The organism is Vibrio sp. AND4 (assembly GCF_000171815.1).
Classification (GTDB): domain Bacteria; phylum Pseudomonadota; class Gammaproteobacteria; order Enterobacterales; family Vibrionaceae; genus Vibrio.
Window position 1 is genome coordinate 225,022 of the sequence record NZ_ABGR01000001.1, and the last position, 26,074, is coordinate 251,095.

The window sequence follows — 26,074 nt, forward strand, 5'->3', positions numbered from 1 at the left end:
TTATATGCCGTTATTGCGGAAGATAGCGAGGAAAAGCAATGATTTATATCTGCGCTGATCCATTGTTGCAGCAAATTAACGAAAGAAATGTACATTGTTTTATTGAGGAGAGATGTCTATCTATTGTATTGAATTGTCGCCCTTTGTAAGGGCGATAATTAAGTTATTGATAAGTCTGTGAATTTATTTGGGGAAGTTAATGGTAAAGCATGCGCCGCCATATGGACTGTGTGAAACGGACACCTCTCCTTTTTGTAATTCGATGATTTGCTTGACGATCGCAAGCCCGAGACCACAGCCACTGATGCTCTTGTTGCGTGATTGGTCGGCACTGTAAAAGGCATCATATAAATGAGGCCAGTGTTTTTCTTCGACGCCACAACCGTCGTCATGGATGCAAATGAATAGCTTTTCGGAAGTTTCGACGAGCTCCAATACGATTTGAGTCTTCGCGTAGCGCATCGCATTTCGCATTAAGTTATCTAGAGCGCGTCTAAGCAATTGTGGATCGACATCAATGGTCGTTTTCGGCGAACTGGTATCAGTAATCTTAATAGAAAGAGGTGTGTCGCGTTGCCATCCAGATAAAAGCGATTGAGTAAAGATCGATAATGCAACGGAGGATGTCTCTATTTCGACATTCGGTCGCTCCATTTTGGCGTAATAAAGTAGCTCTTCAACCATACTCTCCATTTCATCAATGTCTTCTACAATACCTTTGACATACTTTTGCTGTTGCTCACTAAGTGAATTGCTAGCAAGTAGGTCTGCTTGCCATTGAAGGCGGAAGATTGGCGTTCGAAGCTCATGTGCGACGGCATTGGTCAGCATTCTATTGGTAGTGATGAGACGCGATACCTTGTCGGCCATATGGTTGAAGCTTTTATTCAGTGTGCCAACAGATTTGGCACTAGACGTATTTGCTCGAGCGTTAAAATCGCCGGAGGCAAAGGTGAATGTGACCTTCTCTAGTTCCCGAACACGACGGCTCAAAAACCAAATGAGTAGGACGCAGTAGAGTGCAAAACCTGCGAGAAAGAAAAGCCAAACAATATTGTCATCAAAGTTGATCGCTTGAATGATGGGACTATTGGGATTTTGACTTAACTTGAAGGTAGGTGAAGAGGGATCAAACCGAAACCATAAGTTACGTTCTTCATCGAAGGCTGTGTTGACGAATGGATCCTCATCAAACACTTGTTGTATTATTTGGGGTACCTTTTTTATTTCCTCTACGATCAGAAGCATATGACTAGAGGTGGCAAATTTCTCTAGTTGTTTGATCGTGTACTCTTTGCCTTTTTCCTGATAAATAGGATAGATAAGCTCTTGAAACGCTTGAGCTTCGTGTTCTTCTAACAAATAGTCGTAGTCGGTATTTAGTTGATAAACAATCACCTCATATCCAAATAAGCTGGCGGCAAAAAGAATGATTAAACCGAGAAAACTCTCTAGATAAATACGTCTCACTATGCATTCCAAGCATCAGGAATGAACAAGTAACCTTTACCACGCACGGTAATGATTTTCTGAGGCGGTGTCGTCGTGTCTCCTAACTTTTTACGAAGTGTCACCACACGATTATCAATGGTGCGGTCGGTGCCGTCGTACTCGATACCACGTAATGTTTTAGTTAGCCACTCGCGAGAAAGAGGCTGTTCAGGATGGCTTGAGAGTACCCAAAGTAAGTCAAACTCACCGTCAGTCAGTGCGATCGGTTCATGGTTTAATGTACAAGCCTTTCGCAAGCGATTTAAACATAAAACACCGACTTCTAAACAAGTATCAGAGTCTACGTTTGTTGGTTCTTTACGACGTAACAGCATTCGAATTCGCGCGAGTAAGACGCGGGGCTTGATTGGCTTGGTGACAAAATCATCGGCACCAATTTCAAGCGCAGCGACATGGTCAAAATCATCACCACTTGCGGTTAGCATCAAGACCTTACCTTTATAGCACTCACGAATTAGACGACATACACTCAGTCCATCTTGGCCTGGCAGCATTAAATCAAGTAATACGAGGTCAGGCTGTGTTTCGATGATTGCATCTGGTGCATCGGTTCCGTTATCGATACAGCGGACGTTAAATCCTTGCTCAACGAAATATTCACGTAGCATAGTTTGCAGTTTAAGGTCGTCTTCGACGATGAAAATGGATTGCTTGTTATCTTGCGTATTCATCATGGTGAGGTGCTTTGTCGGAATGATTCCTGAAACTTAAACAAATTTATCAATGATTTCAATAAAGATGATGAGTTAGAAGAGATTTATAGATTTTAACGATAAAGTTGTAGAGGCCTTGTGGGGAGTGAAAACAAAATTATTTGACTTGTGCACAAGCATTTTTCTGTGTTAATTCGGAACGTTTATTGACTGAGATTACTATGATTCAAGAGCATCGCTCAGACAACGACTAAAAAAGCGGCCATCAGCCGCTTTGTGTGTTGCTTCGTCAAAAATTTGCGATATTACGGTTGTTGTTTGGTTGGTGCTAGTGCAATTTCACGGATACAAACGTTTTGCGGCTGTTGGTACGCAAATACAACTGCACGAGCAATGTCGTCAGGAGCAAGAACACCACCCATGTCTTCTTTCCATGCACCGTAACCGTCTTTGATATCTTGTGATGTGGTGTGAGAAAGCAGCTCTGTTTCTACCGCACCTGGTGCAATTGTGGTCACACGAACGTTGTATGACGCGACCTCTTCGCGAACGTTTTCGGAAATAGCGTGTACGGCAAATTTAGTCCCACAGTAAGCGGCGTGATCCGGGAAAGTCTTCTTACCTGCAATTGAGCTTATGTTGATAATAGTGCCACTATTACGGGCTTTCATTGGTGCTAGTACAGACTGCATGCCGTTTAGTAGGCCGAGAACGTTGACGTCGAACATGCGTTGCCACTCTGATGTGTCTTGTGTATCGATTTGACCAAGCAGCATCACGCCCGCGTTGTTTACAAGTGCGTCAGCTGGACCAAATTTTTCTTCTGCTTTCGCAATTGCTGCTTCAAATGAAGACTTGTCTGTTACATCTACCTTTTCACATAACGTGTTTGGAAGATTCAGAGCTTCTAATCGTTCTGCGCGACGAGCAAGGAGAAGAAGTGGGTGACCTTCATCGCTTAGACGGCGAGCAATCGCTTCACCAATACCAGAACTTGCACCTGTAATTACAATCAGCTTTTTCATCTTTTGTGTCCTTAATATTTTAAATCGTTTGTGTTTGAGTGAGACCTCAAGTTGACAACATATGTCTCGCTGCGATGAATATATATTAAGGAAATGGCTTTTGTTGATATATAGCACTTTAGGTAAAACACTGTTGTTATTTGGCAACAATAAGTTGTAAGCCAATAAAACTAGGGAGTAAATTACTAGAAGGTGAGAGCTATCTTTTTATCAGATAACTTTCACATGTTTTAATGTTCTATCGAAGGGCCGCCCGCAGTGCATAGTGGTCGTAAAAATCGCATTTGGGTAGAACAAGCCAGTGTTCATAACCGCTAAGTTATCTGGTTGAGTTATGGTGATGTTCATGATGAGTTACACATCACAATAAAAACTTTAATTGATATGGGTTCTAAAGCTGCGTGATCTGGTCGGTAGAAAGACTAGATTGTGCTACCAAGACCATACCATGCATGAGTACCACACCCACTGTGAGTTTGAGTCGCATCGTCTGGTAACCTTTGGGTTCTGTTTCTTTCTCTATTTTTCGGATCAGCTTTTCTGCATACCAAACCGCAATGTAGCCAGCAGCGAGTAACAGCGTTGCGAGGACGTAATGCTTGCTGCCCTGCAGTAGTGCTCCCCAAGCAAGTAATACAAATAGGTTACTTAGTATTAGGGTGTTACGACTTAATCGATGATAAAAATGATCAATGGCATTGCCCCAAAGTACGCCGGAGAGAAAGCTTAAAATTACCGCGCTGTAGGCGAGAAAAAACTGTTCCCCTGATAAGTTGAATAGGCTTCGCTCAGTAGCGATGAGAGTCAAGCTGAGCATAAATGGTAGCAGTCCTAAATAACCCAACTGCAGCATTGTCATTCGAGTGGTAGCCATAGCCGTCCCCGTTATAGTTGTTTTTCAATCATGTTGGTAAGCGTAGTACTTGTTGGAGAGGTTGAGCTTGGGAAGGTCGCAACGATTTCACCTTGGCTGTTAATTAGGAATTTGTAAAAGTTCCATTTCGGAATAATACCGGCTTGTTTACTAATCTCTGCAAAGACAGGATTTGCATTCTCACCAATAACAGACGTACGAGCCATCATGGGGAAGGTGACACCGTAATCGAGGTAGCAAATCTTTGCCGTTTTCTCTTCGCTACCCCTGTCTTGACGAAAGTCATTACTCGGGAAACCCAAAACGGTAAAATTTTGATTTTTGTACGTTTGATACAGCAGTTCTAATTGATTGAATTGGGGGGTAAATCCACATTGACTAGCGGTGTTTACAACTAACAAAGTTTTGCCTTTGAAGGCATCGCATAGCGATATTACTTCTGTTGAGTTGAGAAGTCGTTGCTTGCCTTGCAAAATATCTGGGCAGCTCGATGCTAAAGCAAGAGAGTTGATGGAGAGTAGTGTTGCAAAAAGTGTGCTGCGAGTGATTTCCTTCATGGTGATGATTCCTTTTTTTAAGTATAACTACTAGAAAAGGAATCAAACCGATCAAAAAACCGCGGATTTCAGCGGCTTTTAGTCGTAGACGTCGCGTGTTGATTATGCGAGTTTTAAATCAAACTGATTACGGTAGGCAACCATATCTTCGATGGTCAATACTGGCATATTGTGCAAGCGGCTAAAAGCTATGATCTCAGGCGATTTTGCCATGGTGCCATCTGGGTTTGTCACTTCACATAGGACGCCAGCAGGCTGTAGACCGGCCATTTGCATTAGGTCGATAGTGCCTTCTGTGTGGCCACGGCGTGCCATCACACCACCTGGGCGTGCGCGTAATGGGAAGACGTGACCAGGACGAGCCAAGTCATCTGGTTTTGCATTTGGGTTTGCTGCTGTTTTGATGGTTGTTACGCGGTCAGCGGCAGAAACGCCAGTCGTTACGCCATGTTTTGCTTCAATAGAAACCGTGAAAGCAGTTTGGTTTGCGCTGTTGTTGTTCACAACCATTGGTGGCAGTTCCAATTTGTCCGCTTGTACATCGGTCAGACACAGGCAAACAATGCCGCTGCATTCTCGGATCATCAGAGCCATTTGCTCATTAGTAAGGTGCTCTACGGAATAAATGATGTCGCCTTCGTTTTCACGATCTTCATCATCGAGAAGAAGCACGCCACGGCCTTCTTTAAGTGCGATAAGTGCGTTTTCAACGCGAGTAATTGGGTCGCCAAATTCGGCAAGTAGTGATGACTGATTCATGGTTAACTCCTAAATATCACCAGAATCAGGGCGGTATGAGGGATCGTCACATTCTGTGCACGTGATAAGCTACCTACCACAAAATGGCACAAGCTCACGCAATAAAAATGCGATCCAAAAAAGAACTCCACCAGAGCTCATCAACAAAGAATGTTGAGAAAACGGCTGATGTTTTCTTATTCTCTTTCATCCGGACTGTAACCGTCGGCTCTGGCATCTCACCAGATCTGCTGACCTCGATCTAATCGAGCGCTCGCGGGCTTACTCAAAAGAGTATACCGCCGGTGGGGAATTTCGCCCCGCCCTGAGAACATTGAATCCAACCGAAAAGGCCGGAAGTAAAACCCCGATACTCAAATGAGTATTCGGAATCAAGATAGTACTGTGAATTCCGTTCGTTGGCGAGTGGTTTTAACGATGCCAAAACTAAAGTCGTGAGTTGCATCAGTTTGAATCTTTTTGCTGGTGCGTACTGTTTAATATTGGGCGCTGTTTGATTTGGGGCGGCTTGTTTTGTGAGAATTAAAAGTGATCAGACAGGCCGCTTGCTTATCAAAAGTTCAGCTTTCTAGTCAGTAACTTCATTTGGGTGAGGAAAAGAAAAGGGTCAGCACTGATACTGACCCTTTTATTGGTTATATTTTATATTATATGAGTACTAATTTTGACGTTGTTAGCGATGAATCTATATAGGGTTAGTTTGTAAGTTTTCATTACAAAGCGCAGTGATTTTAATGTTTGTTGGGAGTTAGTGCAAATATATATTATCGAAACTGTCTACATTGTGAGAATTCAACTGAAAGTATTTGGCTAAACGACGGCTTTTTAAAGTTTGAGTATTGTAATTTGTTTGCTTTTATGTTTGTTAAAATTTAAGTTGATTCGCCATGTTCAAACTAAGAGGAAAAATAATTCCAGGAAGCCTTTTTATAATAAGAAATGGGCTCAGGGACTCAAATCATCAGTAAGACTAGGTCAATAAACTAATAGTGCAGATATCGAACGATCGCTCATACATGAGCGAGGGAGTGTCCATCCAGTGAAAGTCCTATTCACAAAGAACGGTGTGACTACCTACTCAGAAGTAAGAATAGTTACCGAGGCTGAATGCAGTAGGCAAAAAAAAACCAACCGCAAGAGGTGCGACTGGTTTATATATTTGTGAACAAAATTAAGTTCACTAACAACGTCAGTTGGCTAGGTGACCCTCGGCTTAAGAAGGGTCAACATCAATAATGCAGTTAGTATGCCAACTTTTAATTTGGGGAAAAACACGGTTTTTGTGATAAAAGTTGCGTAATTTTTGCTACTTGTTGCAAATTGCAATTGCATAATGCAACAATTGGTTATAATGCTAATAACTAATTGATTAATGAGGTCAATTGGTTCACAACATGACTACGCTCGCCGTGCCCAAGAAGGCAAAGAAGCCAACAACGTCGGTTACCGTGGTTAGGATGACAGAACCTGCAAGCGCGGGATCAAGCTTGAGCTTGCCTAGAACAATAGGAATAACAACACCGAATAAAGCCGCAGTTACAATATTGACGATGATTGCGAGTGCAATGGTGGCACCCAACACATGAGATTGGAACCAAAGCCCAGCTAACCCACCGATGATGAGTGCCCAAAGTAAGGCGTTGAGAGTGCCAATACCCAGTTCATTTTTGAGTAGAGCAAAGCGGTTACCGGGCGTGATTTGGTTTAATGCCATAGCACGAACCATGAGTGTGAGTGTTTGGCTTCCGGCAATTCCCCCCATTGAAGCCACAATCGGCATCAGAACAGCAAGTGCGACCACTTGTGAAATCACATCTTCAAATAAGCCAATAGTCACAGATGCCAAGATCGCTGTGAGTAAGTTGATACCCAACCACACTCCACGTTTTTGTGAGCTTTTTAGTATTGGCGCGAATAAGTCATCGCCTTCATCCATACCGGTACCAGCCATTAATCGTGCTTCGTATATTTCACGTTGTGTGCTGAGTGCAAATTGCCAATCTACTTCACCAATTAAGGTCTGATCGGAATCGATAACGGGTAAAGAGGGAAGTGGACTATGTTCTAATGCTTCAACGGCTTCAGCCAGTTCCATCTTACCATCAAGAACGGTAACGGCATGAATGGTTAGTGTGCTTAACCTTATGTCCGATTCGCTGCGCAAAATCTCGTAATAGTTGACCACACCACGAAACTGTTTTTTACGGTTGATCAAATATACCTGTTGAGGTGTATCGTAACTGTAACGCTCCATCAAACGTCGAGCTTTACCTACGGAAATAGTATAAGGCAGGGTGATGACTTTTCGTTCAGCCCAACGGCCCAGTTCTATGTCTTCATATTCGTTTGCTTGGTCATAGAGATCGAGCTCATCTTTCTCAATCAGTTCTAATGCTTCATTTATGAAGTCTTCGGGCAGAGAATCCGCCCATTCAATCAGGGATAAATTATCTAGCTTGGCTAAGGTTAGTTTCAGCTCAACCTCGGAAAGCGCTTCAATGATAGAAAGACGTACTTCGGCACGCATTTCGGTCAGCACATCGATGTGCAGTTCCATTGGTAATGCGCGCCACAAGCGTACGCGATCATCGATGGGGAACGCCTCAAGGATCAGTGCGATGGCACCGGGCTCGAGACCGCATTCGATGGAATCATTCAAAGCGGTAACTTGATCCACTTCGTCTACTTGGACAATTTGTTCGATTAGAGTGGAGAGGTCTTGAAACTTACTCACCGAGCACCCCGACTGTCAGATTATTCTTATAGGACGCGATCAAGGTACTCGAAAGTGACAGAAAAACAATAGTCTATTCGACAATAATATTTAGGTAAGGTCTGACTAACCTACGAATGTTTACTTTTGCACCAATGCGAGCAGCAAGCAGGTACATTCCACCAATTTTTCTGTGTAGGAATAGGGCATCTGCTGGTGGTGTGTGCCAGTAATCTTGTTCCATACTTAAAACCGTGCCAGCCTCGCGGAGTTTCTGAGCTAATCCACTGGCTTTGAAGTCGTAAGGCTCATCAACTAACATAGGTTCACATGCCATTTTTACTAGGTTAAGAATCGCTTGGCGCTGCTCTGGCAAAATAGTTTGGCTGAAGAATCCAATCTGCTCAAGCGCGTCGCTCAATCCTTGCTCGTTGTTGTTTATCACGGATGTAAAAGCTTGACGATATCCAGTGCTAAATCGTTCGCTGTATGTCCGTGTTGCCCCAAAATCTAATAAGCCGATTTGACGGGTATCCTCGATGTATAAATAGTTAGCGAAGTTGGGATCAGTTTGCACCATTTTGAAATCGAACAATTCTTTGAACAGTAATTCAAGTAAATTGTGCATAACGAAGTCTCGTGTACTTTGGTCATAATGTTCGATTTCCTCAATAGGAATACCATCAATGAACGTCATGGCGAGCACAGATTCTGAGCAGCTTTCAGTATAAATTATTGGCACGACAAAAACAGGGTGGCCCTTCAAAGCTTCGTTATAATGAATGGCAAATTGCGCTTCTCGCGCGTAATCGGCCTCATCATGAAGTTGCTTTTTTGCTTCGTCCAACAATCCTTTGTAATCGACAGATTCGGGAATCAATCCAACGATTTTTAGCAGTGTCCCCACGTTATCGACATCGCTATCAATGCTTTTCCTTATGCCGGGATACTGCACTTTTACTGCCAGATTCTCGCCTGCATCACTGTAGGCTTGGTGTACTTGCCCTATTGAAGCACTGGCGATTGGTTTGAAATTAAAAGAGAGAAACTCTGCTTTCCAATTAGCCCCAAGCGAGTTTTCCATTACCTGATTTAATTGTTTTGCTGGCATTGGATCTGCGTTGGAACGAAGTCGTGAAAGAACCTCTGCGAGTTCAGGTTCTAACACATCACCAGCATCCATCGAGAGCATTTGACCAAGCTTCATTGCAGCACCACGCAAGTGTGCGAGTTGGTCGGTTAAACGAGCTACGTTTTGTGGTGTTAGTAACAGATCTTTTGCTTTAGGTGTATTCCCTTTGGCGATTTGTTTGGTGCCTTCAATAATCACATTACCAGCAACACGGGTTGCAAGAGAAGCGAACTTGCTTAATCTTGAGATGCGATGAGTGGGCAGGCTTTTTTCCTTGACTGACATGAATTTTCTCCGTTTTACACTAACTAGCTGTTATACGGGAAAACAAGGTGTTCGAATACAAACGAAAAGAAAACCGCCAGTTTAACTGGCGGTTTGGGGGTTATATCGAGTAGAAGAAATACAATTGAGACTTCATGCGGATGATGATGCCGCGGATCACATCCAAGAAATCTAAAAACTCAATGGGCTTGTCACCGCTTACCCACGCTAAGCCAACAGAGCCGACAGGGATATCATAGCCTTCAGGTTCATCAATCTTAAGGCGAACAAAGTGGTGCTTATTCTTGACGTTCTTGCCAGTGGTGGCACGCACAGAGTCATCGAGACCAAGTAAATTACTTTGTGATTCTCCTGTCGCTTCAACAATACCCTCAACAGTAGCAGCGAAAATCTTGCCAGGGTAAACCGAAGAGGAAAACTCTGCGGGTTGGCCCGGCTTGACGTTACGAATGGCTTGGTGATTCACGCGCATTAAAACGTACTTTTCGTTAGTGTACATGTTGATACGCGGCATCATGGAAACACGTTGACCTTCGCGCAAGATGAAATTTGTCACAAAGCCATCTGCTGGAGCATAAACTTTTGTACTGTCCAAATCCCATTGTGCCTTTGCAACTTGCTCTTGAGCCTGACGAAGCTCCGCCTGTTTGGTTTCAACCGTGAGTTCCGCTTTATGAATGGCCAATTTGGCGCGGGAGATATCGACTCGTTTCTTCTTAATCTGAGACTCAAGTGTTAACACCTTCTGGGAAGCCATATCTACAGCACTAGATTGTTTGTCGATATCGCTTTCCGTAATGGTGTTCTTTACCACTCGGTTTTGCTCTAAATAGCGGTCCAGCATTTTTTTTTGGAGCTTGTAGTCAACTTTCTCCGTTTCCAGTTGACTCTTTGAGGTTTCAAGATCTTGTATCAGAGCTTGGTGGTTAACCTTTTCGATCTCGATATCCCCTTGTGCTGCTAAGAGCGCTACTCGAGCAGAATCTTCCGACACATTGGCTTTATTTAATGCGATGTTATATTGCGTCGGGTCGAGTTCGTAAATGAGTTGTCCTTTTTCAACCTGCTGATTGGGTTTGATATAAATATGCTCTACCTTACCTTTTACATTGGGTGAATCTGGGCGCATTTGAATATGTGGTGACTGTACGACGGAACCGCCAGATAAATCCATCGGTGTGAAGTTAATCAAACCTACCCATATGAACATCAGCCAACCAAAACCACCGAGGTAAGCAAATAATTTAGTCGCATTATTCCAAGGCATACCGACTAATCGGAGCAGGTAGATGAAGAGTGTCCAAACGGCTAAACCTTCTAACATTATGCCTCCTTTTGTGTGTCTGTTTGTGGGGTACTTCTCCATGTGTCGCGCAGATTAATGATGGCTTTTTCCATATCAACGAATGCACAAATTACCGCTAGAACCCATACCCAATGCCAGACAAATCCTATCCAGGTTAGGGCGGTGATGAGCCCTATCTGATGGTTGCCTTTGCTGTGCGCTTTATTAATTGGCAACTCATGGATTTTCCAAAAGCCGTAACACACGGCGGTGACGCTTGCGATTAACACGAAGGCAGCGACAATATGTAGCGCTGTATCTGCACCGGTTTCGACAAATGGGACTTTTACTAAGCTCATTGAACACTCCTCTATCAAACTGGTTTTGTATTGTGATCGGGAATTGAAATAGATGAAAGTTTGTGACAGATTCAATCATCAGAAGACTAAAATTGATGTGATAAGTTATGAGAGCGGTTCGGTTTATTCGTGCTATGGGTATTTTAAATATGCATAACCTCGCGTTATCTAAGTATAATTTGAGCTCCGAAGAGCTTGGCATTCCGGCTTCGGTGTTTCGTAACCCAATGACGTTGATACCGATGAGCGCGGCTTCAGACTGGTATCGGCGTGTGGAACAGCTGACTGATGACCCAGATTGCGTGTTAAATTTGAGTCGTGGAATAGAGCTGCAAAAACTGGGTCCGGTCGGGCGTTGGTTATATTCAGGAAATGATCTCGCCAGTACTATTCGACGTGTGAACTACGGGGTAAGTAACCTTCAGTCTGGCGCTTTTCTTGCGGGTGAACAGTCAGGAAAAATCATCAAATGGACTTACCACAACCCGTATGTGGAAATTTCAGTTAAAGTACATGACAGTATCCGCTGCGCGATATTTATGACCAAGATTTTGCGTGAATTTTTGGGGCAAGATTATAAGCCGTTGCGTGTGATGATTTCAGGCGCGAGAAAAAATGGTAAACCGTACGAAGAATACTTTGGCTGTGAGGTTGAGTGGAGTCAGCCGAAAACCGAAATATGGATTTTGGGAGATGAGCGTCTTGCTTCATCCCAAGTCAGTCATCGTGAGCAGAACCGTTTGGCGATGAGGTTCTCTGATCTGGATGATTTACTTAACATGCCCGATCCCGAAGATGAACTGAAAGTGATTTATGAAGTAGTAAGTTACAGTAGTCATTACGGGTTACCAATGTTGGATCGTGTTTCGTCCTTACTCGGGCTTTCAGAGCAACAGTTTCAGCGCCGCTTGCGCAAGCTAGGTCTTAATTTTTCGACAGTCTCTGGATATGTATTAAGCAATATAGCATCAAGTTTATTGGGCAAAAACGTCAGTATTGAAGACATAGCCACACGTCTCGGTTACACCAACGTGGCCAGCTTTAATCGTATGTTTAAAAAACATCGCGGCTTAACCCCCAGACAATACGCGGCTCGATTGGAAAAATAGCTCAGAGGGTATTGATGAACTCACTAAGCAGCTATTCAGATGATTTGAATAGCTGCCGTAGTTTGCTGTTTAATTATGCGATTAGGGCTTTTTTACGCCATTGCTTCCATGGTAAGCACAATACGGTAAAGATGCTAAGTGCGTACAACATTGACCAACCCAAACAGATGAAAACAGCGGTACACAACACAAGTGAAATTGCGGCGAGGATCTTCCCTTTGCCATGCAATAATTTGTAGGCCGCAAGCATTGCCAGTAGATAAACCAGAACAAAAATACCATTGGCGAGCTTAAGGAAAAATTCTAAATCCAATCCGGATAGTGAGCCAATAACACAAGAGACAAGTAAGACAGCGCCGACGATTAATGTGGCATTTGCTGGTACGCCTCTCTCCGATACCTGAGCGATTGCACTTGTTGGTGTGTGCTCCCTAGCTTGCGCCCAAACCATTCTGGACAGACTTTGAGTATACAGGTTCACGCTGGCGAAACAGGCTGAAAAGCCGATGACGCTGATAAGCCATTTAGCATGATCACCAAAAAGATGCGCGCTTAACCAAGGAATCGATGCACTGTCGAACTCCGCACTGCCGTAAGCACCGAACTTTAATATCACGACAGAGCAAGCCCAATAGGTAATGCCTGCGATAAAGCAGCCGACGATTATTGCTATTGGGAAGTCCCGTTGAGGATTTTTAAACTCTTCTCCCATATGGGCGAAGGCTTCTATTCCGACGAAGCACCAAAACATGACCCCCAGTGCAGCACCGATTGAGTGGGTTGAATCCATCGTAAGCACAGGCATCACTAAATCAGTAGATCCCACGTTTCCCCGCCATAGAAAAGCGGCGACCAAAGCAAATATACTCAGCGCAATAAGGGTTTGTAAGCGGCCTGATGATTTAGTGCCAAGAAGGTTAACGGCGATTAATAAGCTGACAACAATGATTTGAACGAGTAGGAGGTTATTTATCGAGTCCGGTAATAACTGTTGTAAAAAGCTTGAAGCTAAGGTGACACCAGCCGGTAAGGCAACCGGGATCACGCTGACAAATAGCCAAGCTACGCTAGTTTCTAGTTTGCGATTGAAGGCTTTGCGTACAAAAAATGCGGTACCACCTGCACTTGGGTATCGCTTGCCCAATTGTGCGAAAGTCAAAGCGATAGGACAGATTGCAATGAATAATATGATCCATGCCCAGAGCGAAAAGTTTTCGCTGATGCCAGCAGCAATTGCTGGGATCATAAAAAGCCCCGTTCCCAAGAGAGTAGTGGAGAGCTGAGCAATGCCTGATAACAGAGTAATGTCTTTCTTCAGTTGTTCCATGAAGACCTCTAAACGTCGATGTGTTTTGTGCGATAGAATAGCGAAATTCTCGTTTTCAAAATGATGTTGTCGACCGCCAAAATGACGGTTGTTTTGTGGATAAAGCGCAAATTGTCGGTTTTCAATAAGTTGGAATTGAGTAAAATGGCGAGATTATGGAAAGCGTGGTGGTGTTATGAACAAATTTGATCGCCAGATCATAGACCTATTGCGGCAAAATGCTCGCCTCTCTATTACTGAAATCGCAGAGCAAGTCAGTTTGTCACGCTCAGCAGTGACAGCGAGGATCAAAAAGCTTGAAAATGATCGAGTGATTTTGGGCTATCATGCTGATATTGCGACATCTGAAGAATCGACGATTTGTGCTTATATGGCTCTGAAATTTGATATGTCAGATTCGAGCCATCACTGCGATAACTATGCCAATGACCTTTACAAAATCGACGGTGTGAAATGGTGTCATGCTATCAGTGGTGAAACCGATATGATGCTGTTTGTTGAAGTACCGAATATCGCCCGTTTGAATGAGATTCGAGACTATATCCAAAGTTATCCAGAGCTTCGAAATGTGATGACACATACGGTGTTAACGGAGTTTTTCAATACCACGGGGAGCAAGTTTGTAAAATGACTGAGGAAGACTTCTTCATCAACTTCTGGGACGTAAACGCAAACAATGATTTCTAACTATACATATATCCTTGATACAGATGGTGTCATTTGGGGGAGATTCTTATGACATTAACCGTTTGGTTATCACTTTTTACCGTGTGTTTATTAGGGGCAATGTCACCAGGTCCGAGTTTAGCGATTGTCGCTAAGCACTCGTTGGCTGGTGGTCGATTGAATGGTCTCGCTACCGCATGGGCACATGCGTTTGGTATCGGCATTTATGCGTTCATCACCTTGATAGGTTTGGCGGTAGTGCTGCAACAAAGTCCATTGCTATTTAAGACGATTAGCTTGGCTGGTGCAGCTTACTTAGCGTATCTTGGCTTCAATGCACTGCGCTCAAAAGGTGGGGTTGCGGCGAAGTTAGAATCCGGTGAAGAAATGACGGTTTTACAATCGGCGCGAGAAGGCTTCCTTATTTCAATTCTAAGCCCGAAAATTGCGCTGTTCTTCATCGCACTATTCAGTCAATTTGTGGCGCTGGGTAACGATCTAAGTAACCAAATGATCATCGTCGCGACACCATTTGTTGTTGATGGCTTGTGGTACACCTTCATCACATTGGTATTGTCTAACTCGCGCGTTGTGGACCGTATTCGCTCAAAAGCGGTACTGATTGACCGATTATCCGGTATCGTTTTAATGCTACTGGCAGTGCGAGTAGTTGTGACGATTTAACCAAGTCGAACGCATTGTATAAAAAGCAGAAAGGCTACCGAGATGGTAGCCTTTCTTGTATATGACAGACAAAAAAACATCCTAACTCTTAACGAGGTAGGATGTCAGCAAAGAAGGTTGCTCAGGAACATAGGGGGAGTGTGGAACCTTCAGAAACGTTAGCGACGAACCTCTTCAAACTCGCCTTCAATCGCGTCGGACCTACCTGTATTGAATTTATACTCTTGATGCATTTCTTGTTGCATTTGTCTTACATGTTTTTCAATACGTTTACCCGTGATTAGGGCTGCGATGGTCAATGGAATCGCCATGATTAGGCTAAATACCAAAGTAAAAAAGCCAGTAACCAGTGCTAATGCAGTAACAATAATTCGATTCATAACCATGACCTCTCTTTCAATCTATAGGTTCATACTACGATTTTGAATATGAACGAAACATGAATATACCGTTCAATTTCGCATCGATTTGTCTGAGGAATGTCAAAGCGTCTTAAAACAAAAAAACGCCTGAGGGTCATCAGGCGTAAAGCGGGGAAGTATATTAGTAATGCGCAAGGCGCTTATTATTTAGAACAAATGCTGGAGTGTCGCTCGTTACGCATTGTGGTTAACGTTGTGGAGCAAAGTTCGCCTTATTGCGGGAATGTTTGGTAACGAACACCCATCATTTGCTCCATACAGTGTACAACTTGGCAGCTGTAACCAAATTCGTTGTCGTACCAGATGTACAGTACACAGCGTTTGTCTTGAGCTATCGTTGCTTGACCGTCGACCACACCTGCATGGCGAGAGCCCACTAGGTCGCTTGATACAATTTCTGTCGAATCTGTGTAATCGATTTGCGCAGAAAGCTCCGAGTTCAACGCCATTTCGCGTAAGTACTCGTTCAGTGAATCGCGGTCTACATCTTCACTTAAGTTTAGGTTCGCCACCGCCATAGATACGTTTGGAGTCGGTACACGAATTGCGTTGCCTGTAAGTTTACCAGCAAGTTCTGGAAGTGCTTTTGCTACCGCTTTTGCTGCGCCAGTTGATGTCAGAACCATGTTCAATGAAGCGCTGCGACCACGACGATCGCCTGAGTGGAAGTTGTCGATTAGGTTTTGATCGTTCGTGTAAGAGTGCACCGTCTCAATGTGTCCAGAAAGCACGCCATACTTGTCGTTAAGTGCTTTGAGAACCGGCGTGATGGCGTTAGTCGTGCAGCTTGCGGCAGAGATGATGGTATCATCTTCTCTGATCACAGATTCATTGACACCAAATACCACGTTCTTGATGTCACCTTTCCCAGGTGCAGTAAGCAGTACTTTCTCTGCACCATTACAGGCTACGTGTTGGCTAAGACCTTCGGTATCGCGCCAAACACCCGTGTTATCAACAACTAATGCATTGTTGATGCCGTAAATCGAGTAGTCCACATCAGTTGGGCTGTTTGCGTAAATAATTTGAATGTAGTTACCATTCACGATTAGCGCTTTACGCTCTTCATCAATCACGATACTACCGTTGAACTGTCCATGAACTGAATCACGACGTAGTAAGCTCGCACGTTTTTCAAGATCGCCTTTTTTGCCACCGCGCACTACGATAGCACGTAAGCGAAGCGGGTAACCCGGACCACTCTTTTCAATCAGTAGTCGAGTGAGTAGACGACCAATGCGACCGAAACCATAGAGAACCACATCACGGGCCGCTAGAGAAGAATCGGCGTCACGAGCACCTTGGAGTGCAGTGTGTAAAAAGTCACTGAGTGCGGCCGAGTCCTCATGATTTTTCCAATATATATCAGCAACCTGTCCAACATCAACGCGACAGGATGAAATGCTCATTTCGCAAAGCGCTTGGATAATTGGCATAGTTTGCTCAAGAGAGAGAGCGTTTCCAGTGTAACGTTTTGCAATTTTGTGAGTTTTAAGAATGTCGATGGTTGTTGCGTTGATAAGTGTTTTACCAAACAGAACCACTTCGATTCCTTTTTGACGATACAACTTACCAATAAGAGGGGAGATAGATTCAGCAATCGTTTGGCTGGTTTGCCAGTCTTGAAGATATTTCTCTGGACTCATTGTTGTTTTGGACCTTTCACGTTTTGGGGCGACTGACCTTACTTTTGGCTGGTACCTCAGCGGTAGAGCGTGAAGCGAGGGTGATTGTAATTACTTTGTAATCGACTTGTGGGCGAATTGTATGGTCAGATACCTTATTCTGCTAGGAAAATAAAATCAGTTAAAACGGTGGCAAATCGTCACTTTTTTAGCTGAATGGCTTGACTAAATGAGTGTTTTACAGGGGTTGACTTTGTCTATCTGCAAACCTTATTTCGTGACAATAATGGTCAATGTCAAAATAATATGTGTAAAATGTTTAGATTATCGCTAAGCAATGTGATGCTTATCGAATTTAAAACTTAAAACGTAAGTATATTTCGCCATTTTTTGATGTATCGATGTTCATCCTTGGCATGAGCTGATTGAACCAAATTTGTTTGAAATAAATACTACAAAACTTTGCGAGTTATCACATTTCTATCGCTATAAATCCCTGTTTTAATGGGGGTATTGATATTTACTAACCGAATCTAGAGTTTGAGTTGTTTAATGAACGAAAGCTTGCTTAAATCGTGTCTGCGAGCCGGACTCCTTACGGCTTCCAGAACGATAAAGAAAAGGAAGTAATATGTTCAAACTTGCTGTGATCGGGACGAACTGGATCTCTCAACAATTTGTTGAAGCGGCGATTCAGACCAAAGAGTTTTGTCTTCATGCCGTCTACTCTCGTGATGTAGAGAACGCACGCGAATTTGGCTTACCTTACAACGCAGAAGCTTATTACGATAACCTCGATGCTTTAGGGGCGGATGAAAGCGTTGATGCAGTATACATCGCGAGCCCAAATTCATTTCATGCGCCTCAGGCAGTGCAGATGCTCAAAGCGGGCAAGCACGTGATCTGTGAAAAGCCGATGGCATCAAATTATTCTCTTGCTCAGGCGATGTTTCAAACGGCTGAAGAAAATAATGTCGTGTTGTTTGAAGGCTTCATGTCGCCATACACTCCGAATTTCCAAGTATTAAAAGACAGTCTACCGACGATCGCGCCTCTTCGTCATGCTACGATCAGCTACTGTCAGTACTCTTCTCGCTATCAGAAATATCTAAATGGTGAGAATCCAAACACTTTCAATCCTGAGTTTTCCAATGGCTCCATCATGGACATTGGTTACTACTGCGTTGGTTCTGCCGTTGAGTTGTTTGGAGAGCCTAATAGCGTACAAGCAAGTGCTCATGTTCTGCCTTCCGGCGTTGATGGTTGTGGCAGCGTGACGCTCGCTTACGATGGCTTTAACGTGAACCTACTGCACTCGAAAGTGAGCGATTCACTGACCCCAAGTGAATTCCAAGGTGAGCAAGGGAGTGTACTGGTGGATATGATTGCTACGGGGCGTGGTGTTGAGCGCATTTTGCGTGGTGAGGACAAAGAAGTACTCACGTTACCTCAAGAAGAGAACCACATGTTCTATGAAGCGCAGGCATTTGCTAAGCAACTGAAATTGGGTTCGATTGCGCCTCAAATGAAGCAACGTTCATTGACGGTCGCGAAAGTGCTAACTGAGGTAAGAAGACAAACAGGCGTTGTATTTCCTGCAGATAAAGTCGCACTAAACTAGGCGCTTGCTTTTTTAAAGCTTTAAAAAAGCATCATGCTAGATGCTCTAAAGAACAAAGCCCTCATCGTGAGGGCTTTGTTTTATGTGACTCTCTTAAGCCGCAGCTTCAGCAGAAATGAGCTTATGAATGGTTTTACGGTATGTTAAATAAGCAGCGATACCTGCCATGAGGTTACCTAGGCAAGCGCCAATAAGCAGCCCTTTAATACCTCCCATTTGGGCGCCAATCCAAAGGCACGGAAGGAAGAACAAAAATAGTCGTAGTGCGGAGATGGTTAGCGCTGTGTACGACTTACCTAAAGCATTACAGATCGACACCATCAACATACACACGCCCAGCGAGCCTAAGCTGATAGGTACAATCATCAAATGCATTTCAAGCACACTGGTCACTTCAGCATCACTGGTCATAAGCAGAGCAAGTGGATCGGAAGCGACAAAGGTGATGATGGCGATGAGAAGCTGGAAGCCAAGAACAAATTTCACCGCGATAGAAACCAGCGATTGAATGTTAGCGTAGTTTTTCGCACCCAGTAATCGACCCACCATTGGCGGCATAGACATGGTTAACGCTAATACCGAAACGATGGCAAAGAATTCGTAGCGAGATCCCAAAGCCCAAGCAGCGACGGCAGCAGTACCAAAGCCCGCAAGTAGCTTGGTTGCCAACATCGAAGAAAGTGGTGGCAACAGTTGGCTGATCATCGCTGGCCCCATGATATTGCCGATGGATGTAACGCTCTTAACCACATTCAAATCGTGCCATTCGAAGCTAGCCCAATGATTCCTCTGAACGCGAGGAGCCACTACTAAAATTCCGAAGCCAAAAGCAATCACTGTCGCAATAGCGGCACCGTTGATACCGAGATCGAAAGTGAAGATAAACAGTGGGTCGAGCACTAAGTTCACACCACTGGTGACCATCATCATGGTGCCAGGCAGCATGGTGTTGCCATTGGCTCGGCAGATACTGTAATAGAAATACAGTACCGCACCTACCCATGAACTCAATAGCCACCAAGGCCAATAGCTATCGATGATGGGCATAACTGAATCTGGTGCGCTTAATAGAGAGAGGATAGGGTAGCGCAGCAGCCAAATAAGCAGGCCAAAGACCGCAACACCAACAGAGCCAATCATGAGCACTAGGCCTCCTAGCTGCTTAGCATAGCGAGCGTTGTTTGCGCCGAGTGCTTTTGAGATGACCGCTGTGGTCGCGATGCCTAAGCCAACTTGAATACCAATCACCACCATTTGAAGGGGAAGAGTGAAACCCTGTGCTGCAAGGGGAAGGACACCAAGTTGGCCAATGAACGCACTATCAACCAATTGGAAGCTCATTAATGACAGAACGCCAAACAGCATTGGCCAAGTCATTGTAAAGAGTTGTTTCGCTAACGTCGGTTGGGCATTAGAAGAAGTAGAAGACATACAAAATATGGGTGTTTTTGGAACGGAAATTTTGTTTATTGTACACACTGTACAACAAAGAGACAAAAAGAAACCCCGAGCAAGGCGCGCTTGCTCGGGGTTGAATATGGCAACTAAGTCGGCTTATTTTTTACCGCTAGTTTGCTTGTCTTCTTCTGTTAGCTCACGGATACGACGGCTGATGTCACGGCGTGCTTTAGAGATTTCTGCACTCTTGATGATGTGATCGTCAACGCGGTCTTCGTAGTCAGCTTTCATGTTTTTGATGATTGCAACGATCTCGTCGTGAGTCATTTCAGGTTTTATGTAGTCCATTAGATTTTCTAGCAGATCTACACGCTTACGGTTGTCACGAACTTTTTTCTCGTTATCAAGCAACTCACGTTTTAGTTTGTTTTTACGACGAGCTTGGTTAACGATTTCAAATACGCTACTCATGGTTCCCTTTCCTAATTTGTGAATATCTTAACCGATTAAAGCACAACATCTCATGGCATAACAGTCTTTAGATCAAACGCGTGGCAAGGTTGAACGTTTATCCACCAATTTTTATCTGTAATTTACAATCGCACATTAAAAGCGTGAATGTTGCTCACTTGAACGCAGGGACTCGTTGTCATGCTGGGGCCTTCGCTATATTATCGATAGCATTCAAGATAAAGATATGAAGCTCGAAATGAACTCTGGAACTATTGCGGAGCGAGTCGAAAACCAAGATGTCGAATCCCATGACGACTCTATGGCAACGAAGCTCAAAGCCGCATATGTGGCGGCGAGGACGCAACTCGAAATCACCGAAGTTGAACTGAACCGTTCAAAGATAATGATGATTGATGAGAATGGGAAGATGACCAAAGTGTCGATTCTCTCAGAGCATTAAGACCTAACCCGATTCGCAAAGGGTGTCAGGTCCATGCGCTATGCTTTAGGCTGATACCCAAATTCAAATGCAACAATAATAAGGAAATGCATTATGAAAGTTGAGCTAACGGCAATTGAAGCACGAGTAATTGGCTGCTTAATCGAAAAAGAAGTGACGACCCCAGAGCAGTATCCACTTAGCCTTAACGCATTGACCAACGCTTGTAACCAAAAGAGTAATCGAGAACCGGTAATGTCACTAGACGAAGCGGATGTACTGGATGCGGTTGATGCGTTGATCGAACGCCGTTTAGTGAGCGACGAAAGTAGCTTTAACAGTCGTGTCAGCAAATACCAACATCGATTCTGCAATACTGAGTTTGGTGACTTAAAGCTAACGGAACAAGAAAAAGGTATCGTGTGCTGCATGTTACTTCGCGGTGCACAAACGCCCGGAGAGATCCGTACTCGTACCAATCGCCTTGCAACTTTCAATGATGTTAAAGAAGTCGAAAACGTATTAGAGGATCTTGCTAGTGATGGAAAAGGCCCGCTTGTGGTCAAACTGCCTCGTGAAGCTGGCAAGCGTGAATCTCGATACATGCATTTGTTCTGCGGTGAGGTAGACATAAGTGAACCAGTGGTAACGACTGTTGTGCCATCCTCTGCTGGTTCAGAGCGTATTACACAGCTTGAGCAAGAAGTCGCTGAGTTACGTGAAGAGCTTGCCGCTTTGAAAGAGCAGGTTGAATCTTTGCTTTCATGAGTGATACTGCCGAGCAACGTTGGAGTGTTTATCTGATTCGTAACAACCGTAATGCCCTATATTGCGGGATAACAAACGACGTTCAGCGGCGCTTCAACCAACACAAAAGTGGTAAAGGTGCAAAAGCGCTCAAAGGAAAGGGGCCGCTTGTGCTCGAGTGGTCCTGTGCTTTTGAAAGCAAAAGTATAGCAATGCGAGTGGAATATTTTATTAAGCAGTTAACGAAGGCAAAAAAAGAATTACTTGTGCAAGGGAGCGCGGTAATTCGGGTGGGCGAAGGCCCATCTATCACATATCATTATAAATAAATGAGAGTGTTTATCGTCACTTCGTCTTTTTCAAAGCAGAAGGTGATCATCTTCTCGCCTCTTTTCCCCTTTAAATGAACCGTCAGTCTGGCAAAAATAAACCACCTTAAAATAGTGGTTTATTTTTTGTTGCATATGCGTGGATTATTAATGGTTTTGGGTATCATTTAGAACGCTTGTGCCACATAATATGCTGATGCTCGATCAGCTTTAAATTAACAATTCACATTTAAGCGGGCAAGTCATGGAGATGAAGGTTAAGTGATTCGGGCAAAGGATGACTCAGCTAAGCAACATGAAGAGCAGCTCCATGCTCGATAAAAACAAAAAGAGCGATAGATGAAGAAAGCGTTACTATTTCCCCTGATTTCTGTGATTGGTTTTTCTCCGGTATCTCAAGCAGTACAGGTTTTGAATGGCTATTGGGGTTATCAAGAGTTTTTGAATGAATTCCCTGAACAGCGAAAGTTAACAGATGCTTTATCGGAAGTTGTAAGAGAGAAGCCAATTCCATTGTTGAAACCGCTAAGGCGCCCACTCAAAATTTCAGTCGTTTACCCAGGCCAACAAGTTTCGGATTATTGGGTAAGAAACATAGCTGCATTTGAAAAACGTTTGGATAAGTTGAATATCAACTACCAACTTAACCAAGTTTTTACAAGACCGAATGCGGATATTAAGCAGCAAAGCTTGTCATTAATGGAAGCACTTAAGAGTAAGTCAGATTATTTGGTTTTTACTCTCGACACGACAAGGCATCGTAAATTTGTAGAGCACGTTTTAGACTCAACGAATACTAAATTGATCTTACAAAACATTACTACACCAGTTCGTGAATGGGATAAGCATCAACCGTTTTTATACGTCGGATTTGACCACTCGGAAGGCAGTCGTGAGCTGGCAGCAGAATTCGGAAAGTTCTTCCCAAAATACACAGACTACAGCGTGCTCTACTTCTCTGAGGGGTACATTAGTGATGTGAGGGGGGATACTTTTATTCAGCAGGTGAACCGCGATAATAACTTTGATCTGCAATCGGCGTATTATACAAAAGCCACTAAAAAATCCGGCTACGATACTGCAAAGGCGAGTTTAAAAAAGCATCCCGATATTGACTTTATTTATGCTTGTTCGACCGACGTAGCGTTAGGTGCAGTAGATGCACTGGCTGAAGCTGGGCGGGAAGATATTATGATCAATGGTTGGGGTGGGGGCTCAGCTGAGCTTGACGCTATCCAGAAAGGTGATTTAGACATCACCGTCATGAGAATAAATGATGATATAGGCATCGCAATGGCAGAGGCCATTAAGTGGGACTTGGAAGGCAAACCAGTACCGACCGTATTTTCTGGTGACTTTGAAGTCGTAACAAAAGCAGACTCGCCGGAGAGAATCGAAGCGCTGAAAAAGCGTGCATTTAGATATTCTGATAATTAATGACGACAACGCGTTCAAACATAAAAAAGCGTCGCTCACTGGCGACGCTGATAACAAAGATCATCATTTTAGTTCTTGCCCCAATTATTTTGGGGATTTTCATACAGAGCTATTACTTTTCCAAGCAAATTATTTGGCAAGAGGTCGATAGAACCAAACAGCAAACCTCTGCGCTGATCTACAATATATTTGATAGCCACTTTGCGGCGATTCAAATCCATCATGACAGTAATTCAAAGAGTCAGGTTGTTCGTGATTTTTACACCGATCGTGATACTGACTTGCTCAACTTTTTCTTCCTTAGCATTGACCAAAGCGACCCCTCACATATACCAGAGTTTCGCTTTCTAACTGACCACAACGGCATCATTTGGGATGATGGAAATGCGCACTTTTATGGGGTGAATGACCTTATCCTTGATAGCCTTACCAGTCAGGTCAGTTTCAGTAATAACTGGTATTATATCAATGTGATGACCACAGTTGGTACTAGGCATATGTTAGTGAGACGTGTACCGATCGTTGTTCCTGAAACTGGCGAGGTGCTCGGTTTCTCATTTAATGCCGTTGTGCTAGACAACAACTTTGCTTTGATGGAAAAGCTTGAGAGTGAAAGTAATGTCGACAACGTTGTTTTGATTGCCAACGGTGTGCCCCTAGCCAATTCTTTGATTGGCGATGAACCCTACGATGTTGCGGATATTTTACAGCGAAGAACGTCACATAAAAGACTCGATAACCTCCTTGTGATCGACACGCCAATTGTGGTGAACGGGGTGACGACCGAACTTTGTTTACTGACAGCACAAGGTAACCAAGGTGTAGTGACATTACAAATCCAACACATTTTGGCTATGCTTGCATCGATCATCGGAATGATCATGATTGCTTTAATGAGCAGGGAATGGATTGAGAGCAAAGTTGCGGCGCAGTTAGAATCATTGATGTCTTACACTCGCTCAGCGCGTGAAGAGAAAGGGTTTGAGCGTTTTTGTGGCTCGGATATCGAAGAGTTCGATCACATTGGCTCTACCCTTGAAAGTACATTTGAAGAATTGGAAGCACAGAAGAAATCGTTCCGAGACCTATTCAACTTCGCATTATCACCCATCATGGTTTGGTCTGAAGAGAGCGCACTGATTCAGATGAACCCAGCAGCGCGCAAAGAACTGGCGATTGATGACGGCCACGAAATCATGCATCCGGTGTTTCAAGATTTCAAAGACAAATTGATCCCACACCTTAAAATGGCGGCTCAAGGCGCTACGTTGACAGGAGTTAATGTTCCGATTGGTAATAAGATCTACCGTTGGAACTTATCGCCAATCCGAGTTGATGGCGATATCAGTGGAATCATTGTTCAAGGCCAAGATATTACAACGCTGATAGAAGCCGAGAAGCAGAGTAACGTAGCACGCAGAGAAGCAGAGAAATCGGCGCAAGCACGAGCAGATTTCCTCGCTAAAATGAGTCACGAAATTCGTACACCAATCAATGGTATCTTGGGTGTTGCACAATTATTAAAAGACTCTGTCAATACGCAAGAGCAGAAAAATCAAATCGATGTATTGTGTCACAGTGGTGAGCATCTGCTTGCGGTTTTGAATGATATTCTTGATTTCTCGAGGATAGAGCAGGGTAAGTTCAACATTCAGAAGCATTCATTCTCTTTCAACGACACGATGTGTACATTAGAGAATATTTATCGTCCAACTTGCATTAAGAAAGGTGTTGAGTTGGTTATTGAAAACAACCTTAACCCGAATGTAGAAATATTTACCGATCAAATTCGCCTTAATCAGATTCTGTTTAACTTGGTGAGCAATGCCGTCAAGTTTACACCCAGTGGTTCAATCTGGCTGCGTGCAGAGCTTGAGCAACTCGATGGTGCTGAGAACAGCGTGTTGGTGGTGACACTGACCGATACTGGTATCGGTATAGAAAGCGACAAGATCGACCAAATGTTTGAACCTTTCGTACAAGAAGAAGCAACAACGACTCGTGAATATGGTGGAAGTGGCCTAGGTTTAACTATCGTAAAGAACCTTATCGATATGTTAGATGGCGATGTTAAAGTTCGTAGTAGCAAGGGAATGGGGACAAAATTTGTCATTACACTTCCAGTAAGAGACCACGAGCGAGTCTTGAGACCACAAGAAGTTAGTCAACGTATCAAACCAGAGGCTTTGTTTGATAAGTGCTTGAATGTTCTTCTGGTCGAAGATAATCATACCAACGCGTTTATCCTGCAAGCTTTCTGTAAGAAATACAAGATGCAAGTCGATTGGGCGAAAGATGGGTTGGAAGCGATAAAGCTTTTAGCTGATAACACCTATGATCTTATCTTTATGGACAATCAATTGCCTCACTTGGGTGGTATTGAAACAACGCATGAAATTCGTCAGAACTTACGGATTGGAACACCAATCTACGCGTGTACCGCAGATACAGCGAAAGAGACCAGTGATGCATTCATGGCGGCAGGTGCAAACTATGTACTGCTGAAACCAATCAAAGAGAATGTGCTACATGAGGCATTTGTCGATTTCAAACTCCGTTTCTTGATAGAGCGAATTTAACGTTTGAGTGAAAGTGGTAAAAGTGGGAAGTTGAAGAAAGAATGCCAATATTCCTTTTCGCTTCCTAACGATACTACAAATCTT

At 43.7% G+C, this 26,074-nt stretch carries 24 protein-coding genes and 1 riboswitch; of the genes, 9 read left to right on the forward strand and 15 right to left on the reverse strand.

Annotated features, from left to right (window positions below; translation table 11 throughout):
* Window positions 1–183 precede the first annotated feature (183 nt).
* The 10 genes from AND4_RS00925 to AND4_RS00970 form a co-directional block, all read right to left on the reverse strand.
* Entirely contained in the window at window positions 184–1,470 is a 1,287-nt protein-coding gene (locus AND4_RS00925; protein WP_009840987.1) for an ATP-binding protein, read from the reverse strand.
* Window positions 1,470–2,183, reverse strand: coding sequence for a response regulator transcription factor (locus tag AND4_RS00930; protein ID WP_043991408.1), 714 nt, complete (start codon window positions 2,181–2,183; stop codon window positions 1,470–1,472). Before AND4_RS00930 ends, AND4_RS00925 begins: the two co-directional genes overlap by 1 nt.
* Window positions 2,184–2,470: 287 nt before the next feature.
* Window positions 2,471–3,190, reverse strand: coding sequence for an SDR family oxidoreductase (locus AND4_RS00935; RefSeq protein WP_009840989.1), 720 nt, complete (start codon window positions 3,188–3,190; stop codon window positions 2,471–2,473).
* A gap of 391 nt (window positions 3,191–3,581) precedes the next feature.
* Window positions 3,582–4,064 carry a DUF3429 domain-containing protein gene (locus tag AND4_RS00940; protein ID WP_009840990.1) on the reverse strand — a complete coding sequence of 161 codons (483 nt, stop codon included), beginning with the start codon at window positions 4,062–4,064 and terminating at the stop codon, window positions 3,582–3,584.
* 11 nt (window positions 4,065–4,075) lie between these two features.
* Complete coding sequence (locus AND4_RS00945; protein ID WP_009840991.1) at window positions 4,076–4,621, reverse strand: glutathione peroxidase; 546 nt, start codon at window positions 4,619–4,621, stop codon at window positions 4,076–4,078.
* A 102-nt stretch (window positions 4,622–4,723) separates the two neighbouring features.
* Window positions 4,724–5,380: a 3,4-dihydroxy-2-butanone-4-phosphate synthase gene (gene ribB / locus AND4_RS00950; RefSeq protein WP_009840992.1), complete on the reverse strand. Its 657-nt coding sequence runs from the start codon at window positions 5,378–5,380 to the stop codon at window positions 4,724–4,726.
* Between the two features lie 174 nt (window positions 5,381–5,554).
* Window positions 5,555–5,696, reverse strand: a riboswitch (FMN riboswitch).
* Between the two features lie 1,071 nt (window positions 5,697–6,767).
* Entirely contained in the window at window positions 6,768–8,114 is a 1,347-nt protein-coding gene (locus AND4_RS00955) for a magnesium transporter (RefSeq protein ID WP_009840993.1), read from the reverse strand.
* 73 nt (window positions 8,115–8,187) lie between these two features.
* Window positions 8,188–9,510: an AarF/ABC1/UbiB kinase family protein gene (locus tag AND4_RS00960; protein WP_009840994.1), complete on the reverse strand. Its 1,323-nt coding sequence runs from the start codon at window positions 9,508–9,510 to the stop codon at window positions 8,188–8,190.
* 100 nt (window positions 9,511–9,610) lie between these two features.
* A complete protein-coding gene (locus AND4_RS00965) occupies window positions 9,611–10,834 on the reverse strand; it encodes a biotin/lipoyl-binding protein (RefSeq protein WP_009840995.1) in 1,224 nt (407 codons plus the stop codon).
* Entirely contained in the window at window positions 10,834–11,154 is a 321-nt protein-coding gene (locus AND4_RS00970; protein ID WP_009840996.1) for an MFS transporter, read from the reverse strand. The genes AND4_RS00965 and AND4_RS00970 overlap by 1 nt, the downstream gene beginning before the upstream one ends.
* 107 nt (window positions 11,155–11,261) lie before the next feature.
* Here AND4_RS00970 and AND4_RS00975 point away from each other — a divergent pair, with 107 nt between their 5' ends.
* A complete protein-coding gene (locus AND4_RS00975) occupies window positions 11,262–12,263 on the forward strand; it encodes an AraC family transcriptional regulator (protein WP_043991382.1) in 1,002 nt (333 codons plus the stop codon).
* Between the two features lie 73 nt (window positions 12,264–12,336).
* On the opposite strand, the gene yjeH is transcribed toward AND4_RS00975, so the two are convergent.
* Window positions 12,337–13,590 carry an L-methionine/branched-chain amino acid transporter gene (gene yjeH / locus AND4_RS00980; RefSeq protein ID WP_009840998.1) on the reverse strand — a complete coding sequence of 418 codons (1,254 nt, stop codon included), beginning with the start codon at window positions 13,588–13,590 and terminating at the stop codon, window positions 12,337–12,339.
* 175 nt (window positions 13,591–13,765) lie between these two features.
* Between yjeH and AND4_RS00985 the strand changes: the two genes are divergently transcribed.
* Both AND4_RS00985 and AND4_RS00990 read left to right on the forward strand, forming a co-directional pair.
* Entirely contained in the window at window positions 13,766–14,221 is a 456-nt protein-coding gene (locus tag AND4_RS00985) for an Lrp/AsnC family transcriptional regulator (protein WP_009840999.1), read from the forward strand.
* Window positions 14,222–14,325: 104 nt separating this feature from the next.
* Window positions 14,326–14,940, forward strand: a complete 615-nt coding sequence (locus AND4_RS00990; protein ID WP_009841000.1) for a LysE family translocator — start codon at window positions 14,326–14,328, stop codon at window positions 14,938–14,940.
* A gap of 158 nt (window positions 14,941–15,098) precedes the next feature.
* Here the strand turns inward: AND4_RS00990 and AND4_RS00995 are convergent, their stop codons facing one another.
* Window positions 15,099–15,320: a hypothetical protein gene (locus tag AND4_RS00995; protein ID WP_043991409.1), complete on the reverse strand. Its 222-nt coding sequence runs from the start codon at window positions 15,318–15,320 to the stop codon at window positions 15,099–15,101.
* Window positions 15,321–15,574: 254 nt separating this feature from the next.
* Entirely contained in the window at window positions 15,575–17,008 is a 1,434-nt protein-coding gene (locus tag AND4_RS01000) for a glyceraldehyde-3-phosphate dehydrogenase (protein ID WP_009841002.1), read from the reverse strand.
* A 610-nt stretch (window positions 17,009–17,618) separates the two neighbouring features.
* On the opposite strand from AND4_RS01000, the gene AND4_RS01005 reads away from it, so the two are divergent.
* Window positions 17,619–18,608 (forward strand): Gfo/Idh/MocA family oxidoreductase, encoded by a 990-nt coding sequence (locus AND4_RS01005; RefSeq protein WP_009841003.1) that lies wholly within the window; start codon window positions 17,619–17,621, stop codon window positions 18,606–18,608.
* Window positions 18,609–18,701: 93 nt separating this feature from the next.
* Here the strand turns inward: AND4_RS01005 and AND4_RS01010 are convergent, their stop codons facing one another.
* Together AND4_RS01010 and AND4_RS01015 are read right to left on the reverse strand one after the other, a co-directional pair.
* Complete coding sequence (locus AND4_RS01010; RefSeq protein ID WP_043991383.1) at window positions 18,702–20,039, reverse strand: MATE family efflux transporter; 1,338 nt, start codon at window positions 20,037–20,039, stop codon at window positions 18,702–18,704.
* Window positions 20,040–20,162: 123 nt separating this feature from the next.
* Window positions 20,163–20,477 carry a DUF496 family protein gene (locus AND4_RS01015; RefSeq protein WP_009841005.1) on the reverse strand — a complete coding sequence of 105 codons (315 nt, stop codon included), beginning with the start codon at window positions 20,475–20,477 and terminating at the stop codon, window positions 20,163–20,165.
* 238 nt (window positions 20,478–20,715) lie between these two features.
* Between AND4_RS01015 and AND4_RS01020 the strand changes: the two genes are divergently transcribed.
* The 5 genes from AND4_RS01020 (at window position 20,716) to luxQ (ending at window position 25,990) form a co-directional block, all read left to right on the forward strand.
* On the forward strand, window positions 20,716–20,919 hold the full coding sequence (locus AND4_RS01020; protein ID WP_241210223.1) for a hypothetical protein: 204 nt from the start codon (window positions 20,716–20,718) through the stop codon (window positions 20,917–20,919).
* 93 nt (window positions 20,920–21,012) lie between these two features.
* Complete coding sequence (locus tag AND4_RS01025) at window positions 21,013–21,666, forward strand: YceH family protein (RefSeq protein ID WP_009841007.1); 654 nt, start codon at window positions 21,013–21,015, stop codon at window positions 21,664–21,666.
* Window positions 21,663–21,974, forward strand: coding sequence for a GIY-YIG nuclease family protein (locus AND4_RS01030; RefSeq protein ID WP_009841008.1), 312 nt, complete (start codon window positions 21,663–21,665; stop codon window positions 21,972–21,974). The genes AND4_RS01025 and AND4_RS01030 overlap by 4 nt, the downstream gene beginning before the upstream one ends.
* 339 nt (window positions 21,975–22,313) lie before the next feature.
* Window positions 22,314–23,411, forward strand: a complete 1,098-nt coding sequence (locus AND4_RS01035; RefSeq protein WP_009841009.1) for an autoinducer 2-binding periplasmic protein LuxP — start codon at window positions 22,314–22,316, stop codon at window positions 23,409–23,411.
* A complete protein-coding gene (luxQ, locus tag AND4_RS01040) occupies window positions 23,411–25,990 on the forward strand; it encodes a quorum-sensing autoinducer 2 sensor kinase/phosphatase LuxQ (RefSeq protein ID WP_009841010.1) in 2,580 nt (859 codons plus the stop codon). Before AND4_RS01035 ends, luxQ begins: the two co-directional genes overlap by 1 nt.
* The last annotated feature ends 84 nt before the right edge of the window (window positions 25,991–26,074 follow it).